We start from the raw sequence: 8,046 nt of genomic DNA, 5'->3' as shown, positions 1-8,046 counted from the left end.
GCCGAACATGGGGTGGGTGGAGACGTAGCGGAAGCCGCTCTCTTCGTAGAATTTCTTCAGTCCGGTCTTCACCGAGGCGATATCGCTGATGATGCAGTCTTTGGGCAGCGCGGGCAGCACCTGGCGGAAGGCTTCTAAGGTATATTTCACCGTAGCGGCGTTGATGACCAGTTCCGGTTCAAATTCCTTGATTTCGTCCAGTGTGGTGAAGCGGTAGGTGTTGTAAACGAACCGCAGCTGGTGTGGGTTGACGTCGAACACGGCTGTTTCGTGCTGGAAACTCAGCACATCTGTAAAAAAGGAGCCCATCTTTCCGGCTCCGAGGATTAATATTCGCATGATTCTTAAATTGAGAATTGAGAATTGAGAATTGAGAAATAGCAGTGCCGCACAAAGCATGAAGAGGGAACTGTTATTTCTCAATTCTCAATTCTCAATTTTTTAATTCTTATTAATAATCTCCATCTGTTGTCTCACGCTCTCTTCGTGTATGGCTTCGAACACTTTCTTGATGAATTCAGCATCCATGCCGCAGAGGGCGCCTTGCGAGCCACGCTTTTCCAGAATTTCGTTGTAGCGTCCGGTTTGCAGGATGGTCATGCTGTGCTCCTTCTTGTAGGTGCCTATTTCGCGTGCCACGCGCATCCGTCTGGCCAGTTCCTGAATGAGGTTGTTGTCGCACTCGTCAATCTGTTTGCGCAGTTCGTTGAGGTTTTCGGTGGTCTGTGTCTCTTTGCGGATGACGAGCAGGTTGAGGATGTAGTCCAATACGTCCGGAGTGACTTGCTGTGCGGCGTCGCTCCAGGCACGTTCCGGATTGCAGTGGCTTTCTACAATCAGTCCGTCGAAGTTCAGGTCCATGGCTTGCTGGCAGAGCGGGGCAACCAGTTCGCGTTTTCCGCCGATGTGGCTGGGGTCGCAGAGGATGGGCAGGTTGGGGATGCGACGGCGCAGCTCGATGGGGATGTGCCACTGGGGCAGGTTGCGGTAGAGCTTCTTGTCGTAGCTGCTGAAGCCCCGGTGAATGGCACCCAGACGTTTCAGTCCGGCATTGTTGATGCGCTCCAGTGCGCCAATCCACAGTTCCAGGTCGGGGTTTACGGGGTTTTTCACCAGTACCGGGATGTCAACACCCTTCAGGGCATCGGCAATCTCCTGCATGGCAAAGGGGTTGGCGGTGGTGCGTGCGCCAATCCATAGCAGGTCTATGCCTGCTTTCAGGCATTCATAGACGTGTTTGGCGGTGGCCACTTCGGTGGTGACATACATGCCGGTCTCCTTTTTCACGTTTTTCAGCCAGGCAAGGCCTTCCACGCCGATGCCTTCGAAGCCTCCCGGCTTGGTGCGCGGTTTCCAGATGCCGGCACGGAACAACTTGATTCCTTTATCTGCCAGTTGCTTGGCGGTGTTCATTACCTGTTCTTCGGTCTCGGCGCTGCAAGGGCCGGCAATCACCAGTGGGCGTTTGTCTTCGATGCCTTGCAGTTTGATGGGTTCTAATTCAAGTTCCATATATTTAGTTTATAATGTTTATTTTTTTTAGGGAGTTATCGGGAGTTATTCGGGAGTTAGAAGGAGTTAAAGGCCAATACTCCGACTTGTGTAAGCAGAACTATTGGCTTCTAACTCCCTCTAACTCCTTCTAAATTCCCTCTACCTCCTTTATTCTTCTCAGCGCCTCTGCGAGTTTGTCGTCCTTGCAGCAGAGGGAGATGCGGATGTAGCGCTTTCCGTTGCTTCCGAAGATGAAGCCGGGGGTGATGAAGACACGGGCTTCGTGCAGCACCCGTTCGGTCAGCTCTTCTACGTCGGCACAGCTGTCGGGGATCCGGCCCCAGAGGAACATGCCTACCTGCTTCTCGTCGTAGGTGCATCCTAAGGTGTGCATGATTTCACCGGCAAGGCGGCGGCGATTGCAGTAGTTGTGGTTGTTGCCGTCGTACCAATCCTGCCCGGCTTCGAGGGCGGTGGCGGCTGCAAGCTGCATGGCGCGGAACATGCCGCTGTCGATGTTGCTCTTCACTTTCAGAATCCATTGCACGAAGTCGGCGTTGGAGGCGAGCATGCCGATGCGCCAGCCCGGCATGTTGTGGCTCTTGCTCATGGAGTTGAACTCGATGCAGCACTCTTTGGCTCCCGGTACGCTGAGGATGCTGAGGGGATGTTCGTTCAGGATGAAGCTGTAGGGGTTGTCGTTGACGATGACGATGCCTTTGCGGCGGGCGAAGTCCACCAGCTTCCGGTAGAGCTCCGGGGTGGCGTTGGCTCCGGTGGGCATGTTGGGATAGTTGGTCCACATCAGCTTCACGCGGCTCAGATCCATCTGCTCCAGTTCGTCGAAGTCGGGCATCCAGCCGTTCTCCTCTTTCAGGTTGTAGTTCACCACCTCTGCGCCCAGTATCTTGCTCAGCGAGGTGTAGGTGGGGTAGCCGGGATTGGGCACCAGCACCTGTTCGCCGGGATTGACGAAGGCCAGCGTGACGTGCAGGATGCCTTCTTTGGAACCGATGAGCGGCTGTATCTCTGTGTTGGGGTCCAGGTCCACGTCGTACCACTTCTTGTACCAGGCGGCAAAGCCGCGGCGCAGCTCGGGAATGCCGACGTAGGGCATGTAGCCGTGTCCGTCAGGGTTTTGGGCAGCTTCGCAAAGGGTGCGTACGGTCTCTTCGGAAGGCGGCATGTCGGGGCTTCCGATGCCCAGGCTGATGACGTCCATTCCTTCGGCGTTCATTTTCGCCACCTCTTTCAGTTTCTTCGAGAAATAGTATTCGCTCACGCTTGCCAGACGGTCGGCGGGAGCTATTCCTTTAAAGATTTGTTCTGTATTCTTCATATTCTCCTAATATTTTCAGTTGTTTGGTCAGCGGGGTGATGGCCGTGATGGATTGTTTATATCTCAGTACGTTGTCGAAGACGACATCCACGTAGAATTGGTATTCCCATTCCCGTCCGATGATGGGCAGCGACTGAATCTTTGTCAGGTTGATGCGGTAGAAGGAGAGGATGGAGAGCACTTGCGAGAGGCTTCCTTCGGTGTGAGGCAGTGTGAAGACCATGCTTGCCTTGTTCACCTCCTTGTTCCGATGACGGTTCAGCTCGTCCGCCTGCCAGGGGTCGGCCACTACCAGGAAGCGGGTGAAGTTGTGCTTGTTGGTCTCGATGCCCTCTTGCAACACCTTCATGCCGTAGCGTTCGGCGGCGGCTTTGGAGCAGATGGCGGCATGTCCTTTCAGATTCTCCTTCTTGATGATTTCGGCGCTCAGGGCGGTGTCCTCGCCCTCCACGACTTTGATTTGGGGATGTCGGCCGAGGAATTCGCGGCACTGCATCAGGGCGATGGGGTGGGAGTTGACTTCGGTGATGTCGGCCCAATCCTCGTCGGGCAGACAAACAAAACTGTGTGAGATGCGTAGCTTGTATTCGCCTACAATCTGTGTGCCGCTCTGCCGCAGCAACTCGTTGTTGTGCAGCAGGCTGCCTGCGATGGTGTTTTCTATGGCCAACATGCCGATGGTCTGGCTCTCTTTCTTGACGGCTTCGAACACCTCTTCGAAGCTTGCGCAGCAGATTAGCTCTATCCCTTCTTCTTCAAAATACTTGTGCGCCGCAATGTCATGATACGAGCCTAATGTTCCTTGAATAGCTACCTTTTTCATTCTTCTTCGTCTTGGTTATGTTCCATAAAAAAATCCCGCCTCCATACATAGGAGCGGGATTTTAGTATATTGCTTGTTTTCTTACTCAGTTCTTAAGCATCACTGTCACTTGACACATACAAACTCCCGCTCTACTTTCCGGCTAAAGTAAAAGTAAAAAAAGAAGTAATATGCGTAAGTAAACTGGTTCATACTTATATTCTCTGTTTCTTTTGAATTATGTGGCAAAAGTAATGCTTTTCTTTTAAATACAAATAAAAAAGCTTGTTTTTTTTACAAAGCTTTTTTGGGGGAGGTTGTCAGAAAAAAACTGGTTGCTGTTTACATGTTGTTCTGATTTTAGGCACGGAATTACACGGATTTCACGGTTCAAGCAAAGAAAAAATCCGTGAGATTCGTGTAATCCGTGCCTAAAAGAAAGCATAATGGAAGTTCGCGGACAGCCTGGGGGAGTTATGGCTTCCAACTCCCAATAACTCCTTCTCTTAAATAGCTCCCTCTACTTCTTTTTTTTGCTCTGTACCTTTACCAGAACCGGGCGATGGTCGGAAGCTGCCGTTTCGGCTATTACCTTCTGTTTCTTTACTTTAAATTGATGGTTGTTGCGGGAGTAGGCATAGATGTAGTCGATGCACTGCTCCGGTTTGTCAGCCGGGAAGGTGAAGGCGGCGGTGTCACTCAGTGTTGTGAAGTGCCCGGCAAGCATCTGCTGGGGCTTGTCTGTAGGGAGTGAGTTCATGTCTCCGGCCATGAATATAGGTTTGCGGATGTCTTTCAATGCTTCCACTATCAGAGGAACGGACAATTCCTGGTCCTCGGGTGTGAGGGACTGGTGCGTGGCGCAGAACACATACTCTTCGAATTCGGCGACAATCAAGGCACGCTTTTCTTCTCTGCCGGGCATCGGGATGATTTTATATTGCATCGGTTTCTCTTTAGAGAGGATCCCTATGCCGTAGCTCCCACCCTGGTAGGGGATGGCGGCTCCAAATATACCGTGCATTTGAGTATGCTTTGCCAATTCGCCCAGGGCATAAACGCCTCCGTTGCGGGTGGTGGCGCTATCTACTTCTTGGATGGCGACCACGTCGGGGTTGGCTTGCAGGATGACCGTGGCTATACGTTGGTAATCCCGTTGTCCGTCCAGTCCGATGCAGTTGTGTACATTGTAGGAAAGTATGTTCACCTTCTGTGCGAAGGTGGCAACGGATGCCATAAAGAGCAGTAGTGAAAAAAGAATTTGTTTCATGGATGTTGGTGATAGGTGTTTTTTTGATTACAATCCTAAGATGTCTGTTTGGTTTCCGCCCGGCCGGTTGTCGTATTGCCCGTCGAAACGCTGAATTTCTTTGGGATTCAGTTCCAGCCCTTTCTTCATGTCTTCCATGGAGCCTTCCTTGTCGCCGTTCAGCAGTTTGGCGCGTCCGCGTTCGTGGTAGGCCTGCGCGAAGCCGGGATTCAGTTCGATGGCTTCGGTAAAGAGTTCGATGGCTTCGTCCAGTTGCTTCCGTGAGATGTAGAGCAGGCCTAAGCAGAGGAACGCCTGTTCGTTGAAGGGATTCAGCTCCGTCACATTCCGATAGTCGGCTTCGGCTTTTTCCGTTTCGCCGGCGGCTTCCGCTATCTTTCCGCGAAGCAGGAGGGCGCTCTCTTCTTCCGGGTTTTGCGCCAGGATGGCGTCGATGTCTTCCGTGGCATCCTTGTATTGCCGCATTTGTACCAGTGCTTCGGCGCGAAGCAGGCGGGCTTCGAGGAAGTCGTCTTTCAGCACGATGGCCTTGGTGAGGTGGGCGATGCACATCAGGCCGTCTCCCTGTCCGTTGTCGGCCTTGGCAAGCAGATAGTGGGCTATGGCGTTTCCTTCTTCTATTCCGATGGCTTTCTTGGCGCTTTCCGCCATGGCAGGATAATCTTCCTGCATGTAGCATACGTTGGCGAGCTGGAGGTAAGTGGCGGTGTGTGTCGGCTCTATTTCGGTCATGCGCTCCAGTAGCTTGCGCGCTTCCTCCGGTTGGTTGGTTTGGATATATACTTGTGCCAGGTAGCTCATGGTCTCAAAGTCTTCTTGAATGGCAAGGGCTTCCGTGAAGCATTTGATGGCATAATCCGCACGGCCCATACGCTGGGCACGCATGCCGTCGTACTTGAATATCTCAAAATTCTTCTGTTCGTTTTTTTGTTTCTCGTCTGCCGGGTTTGCCGGTTTTCCGGAGAAGAAAGATTTAAAGAATCCCATAGGTTAATTGAAAATTAAGAATTGAAAATTGAAAATTAAAGGGGGAAAAGGCGGACAAGGGCTGATAGGCATTTCTTTTTCAGTGACAAGTCATTCTTTTCCAACGGCAAAAATAGTGATTTATTTTTTGATTTGCAGTATTCCGTCAGTGGTAATTATGTTGCCTTCGTCCAGCAGCCGGCGCAAGGTGCGAGCGAGGGCTTCTTTATCGGCAGGTATCGCTTCTGCCAATGCGGAAGGGAGCATGGAAGATTCGCTCAAGGTTTGTAGAATCTTTTGCGACAGCTCTTTTTCACTCGGGGCACCGGTGCCTTGGGCGCTCTTTCGCAGACTGATGCAGGTGTCGCACTGTCCGCAATTGTGTTCGTTCTTTTCTCCGAAGTAGTGAAGCAACAGGCGGCTGCGGCATACGGTGTCGTTGCCGACGTAGTCCAGCATGGCGTTGAGGCGTTTCTCATATCGCTCTTTGCGCTCTTCGTAAATGGTGGAAGGTATTTGCAGGTGTTGTGTCTCCACCCTCGCGCGCGTGTATATTATGTAAGGTGTCTTTTTGTGTGGAATATAGCTGACGATGCGCATTTTTGCCAGTTGGATGAGTTGCTCATAGACTTGCCGGCGGGTAAGTCCGCTGCGCACCGCCAATGCATCTTCGCTGATGAAGGCGTAGTCCGTGAATACCCCGGTGTAGGTGCGCAGCACCACTTGGATGAGTTTGTCCATCTCTTCGCCCATCTCCCTCAGTTTGTAGAGCTCGTCTCTTCGGCAGGTGAACAGCAGCCGGGAAGCGTTGTCCTGTTCGTCGGTATATTCCAGATATCCTGCTTGCGTCAGAATCTTCAGGGCACTGTCCACCGGAACGGGGAAATGCTCGAATTTCCAGCAGAAGTCCTTGATGTTGAACTCGCGCACACAGCCCAGGCCGTCTCCCATCGCCATCTGGTAGTAGTATTGCAGATGCTCGTACACTTTTTTTATATACTCTTTTTCCGGAAAAGTGTCGGGAATGCGCTTGTGCAGGGTTGCCCGGTCCGATTTGGCATACAGGATGACGGCATACGCCTTTTGTCCGTCCCGTCCGGCACGTCCGGCTTCTTGGAAGTAGGCTTCGATGGAGTCGGGGAGGTCCAGGTGGAGTACAATCCGCACATCCGGCTTGTCTATCCCCATGCCGAAGGCGTTGGTGGCCACCATCACGCGGCTTTCACCCGTCTGCCAGCGTTGTTGGCGGATGTCTTTGGTGGCGTTGTCCAGTCCGGCATGGTAGAAGTCGGCGGTGATGCCCTCGTTCTGCAGCAGTTCGGTGATTTCTTTTGTTCGCCGGCGGTTGCGCACGTAGATGATGGCGCTGCCGGGCATACGGCGCAGTATGTGCAGCAGTTCGCCTGTCTTGTTATCCGTCTTACGGACGATGTAGGCAAGGTTCTTGCGTTCGAAGCTCATGCGGAACACATTCTGCTGGCGGAAGAGCAGGCGGGTCTGGATGTCCTCTACCACCTCCGGCGTGGCGGTGGCGGTCAGTGCCAGCATGGGTACGCCGGGCAGCAGTTCGCGTATCTCCGCTATCTTCAGGTAGGCGGGTCGGAAGTCGTATCCCCATTGCGAGATGCAGTGACTCTCGTCCACCGTAATCATGCTGATTTTCATCTTCTGCAATTTGATGCGGAAGATGTCGGTATCAAGCCGTTCGGGCGATATGTAGAGGAACTTGTAGTTGCCGAAGATGCAGTTCTCCAATGTGACGACGATGTCTTGCCGGCTCATGCCCGAATAGATGGCAAGTGCCTTGATGCCCCGTTTCTTCAGGTTCTGCACCTGGTCTTTCATGAGGGCAATCAGGGGAGTGATGACCAGGCACAATCCTTCTTGAGCCAATGCGGGCACTTGGAAGGTGATGGATTTGCCGCCTCCCGTGGGCATAAGTCCCAACGTGTCCTTGCCCGCACTGATGCTCTCGATAATCTCTTGCTGGATGCCCCGGAAGGAGGAGTAGCCCCAATAGTGTGAAAGAAGCCCCTGCAGTAGCCCTTGCAACCCCTGCCGCCTCGGCCCCGGCCCCGCCGGGCTCTTTTACACCTCGGGCGCTGGCGACGACGAGTGGTGTGTAGGTGTCGGTGGGGGGCGGATGAGTAAAAAAAACAGGGGGGGGGGGGGGGG

Annotated in this window: 7 protein-coding genes; all 7 read right to left on the bottom strand. The window is 52.9% G+C overall.

What is annotated here, in order from left to right; translation table 11 throughout:
- On the bottom strand, positions 1–339 hold a 339-nt coding region (locus K2G43_RS05630; protein WP_300153434.1), incomplete at its 3' end, for a prephenate dehydrogenase/arogenate dehydrogenase family protein.
- Positions 340–441: 102 nt separating this feature from the next.
- Positions 442–1,512: a bifunctional 3-deoxy-7-phosphoheptulonate synthase/chorismate mutase type II gene (locus K2G43_RS05625; RefSeq protein ID WP_297644310.1), complete on the bottom strand. Its 1,071-nt coding sequence runs from the start codon at positions 1,510–1,512 to the stop codon at positions 442–444.
- Between the two features lie 130 nt (positions 1,513–1,642).
- The gene (locus tag K2G43_RS05620; RefSeq protein WP_297644311.1) at positions 1,643–2,833 is read right to left on the bottom strand and encodes an aminotransferase class I/II-fold pyridoxal phosphate-dependent enzyme; all 1,191 of its coding nucleotides are present in this window, start codon (positions 2,831–2,833) and stop codon (positions 1,643–1,645) included.
- The gene (locus K2G43_RS05615; RefSeq protein ID WP_297644312.1) at positions 2,808–3,656 is read right to left on the bottom strand and encodes a prephenate dehydratase; all 849 of its coding nucleotides are present in this window, start codon (positions 3,654–3,656) and stop codon (positions 2,808–2,810) included. The genes K2G43_RS05620 and K2G43_RS05615 overlap by 26 nt, the downstream gene beginning before the upstream one ends.
- Before the next feature lie 499 nt (positions 3,657–4,155).
- Positions 4,156–4,905, bottom strand: a complete 750-nt coding sequence (locus K2G43_RS05610; protein WP_297644313.1) for an endonuclease/exonuclease/phosphatase family protein — start codon at positions 4,903–4,905, stop codon at positions 4,156–4,158.
- A 27-nt stretch (positions 4,906–4,932) separates the two neighbouring features.
- Positions 4,933–5,892, bottom strand: coding sequence for a tetratricopeptide repeat protein (locus K2G43_RS05605; protein ID WP_297644314.1), 960 nt, complete (start codon positions 5,890–5,892; stop codon positions 4,933–4,935).
- Positions 5,893–6,012: 120 nt separating this feature from the next.
- Positions 6,013–7,923, bottom strand: a complete 1,911-nt coding sequence (locus tag K2G43_RS05600; RefSeq protein ID WP_300153431.1) for an ATP-dependent DNA helicase RecQ — start codon at positions 7,921–7,923, stop codon at positions 6,013–6,015.
- Positions 7,924–8,046 lie beyond the last annotated feature (123 nt).

This window comes from Bacteroides sp., from assembly GCF_029057325.1.
GTDB lineage: Bacteria > Bacteroidota > Bacteroidia > Bacteroidales > Bacteroidaceae > Bacteroides.
Note: the sequence above shows the minus strand (reverse complement) of the source record. Positions and strands in the feature narration are given on the sequence as shown.

What these genes read in the sequence shown, in the direction of transcription:
- K2G43_RS05620 (WP_297644311.1), bottom strand. Translation starts at nt 2,833, where the DNA reads ATGAAGAATACAGAACAAATCTTTAAAGGAATAGCTCCCGCCGACCGT.
- K2G43_RS05625 (WP_297644310.1), bottom strand. Translation starts at nt 1,512, where the DNA reads ATGGAACTTGAATTAGAACCCATCAAACTGCAAGGCATCGAAGACAAA.
- K2G43_RS05605 (WP_297644314.1), bottom strand. Translation starts at nt 5,892, where the DNA reads ATGGGATTCTTTAAATCTTTCTTCTCCGGAAAACCGGCAAACCCGGCA.
- K2G43_RS05610 (WP_297644313.1), bottom strand. Translation starts at nt 4,905, where the DNA reads ATGAAACAAATTCTTTTTTCACTACTGCTCTTTATGGCATCCGTTGCC.
- K2G43_RS05615 (WP_297644312.1), bottom strand. Translation starts at nt 3,656, where the DNA reads ATGAAAAAGGTAGCTATTCAAGGAACATTAGGCTCGTATCATGACATT.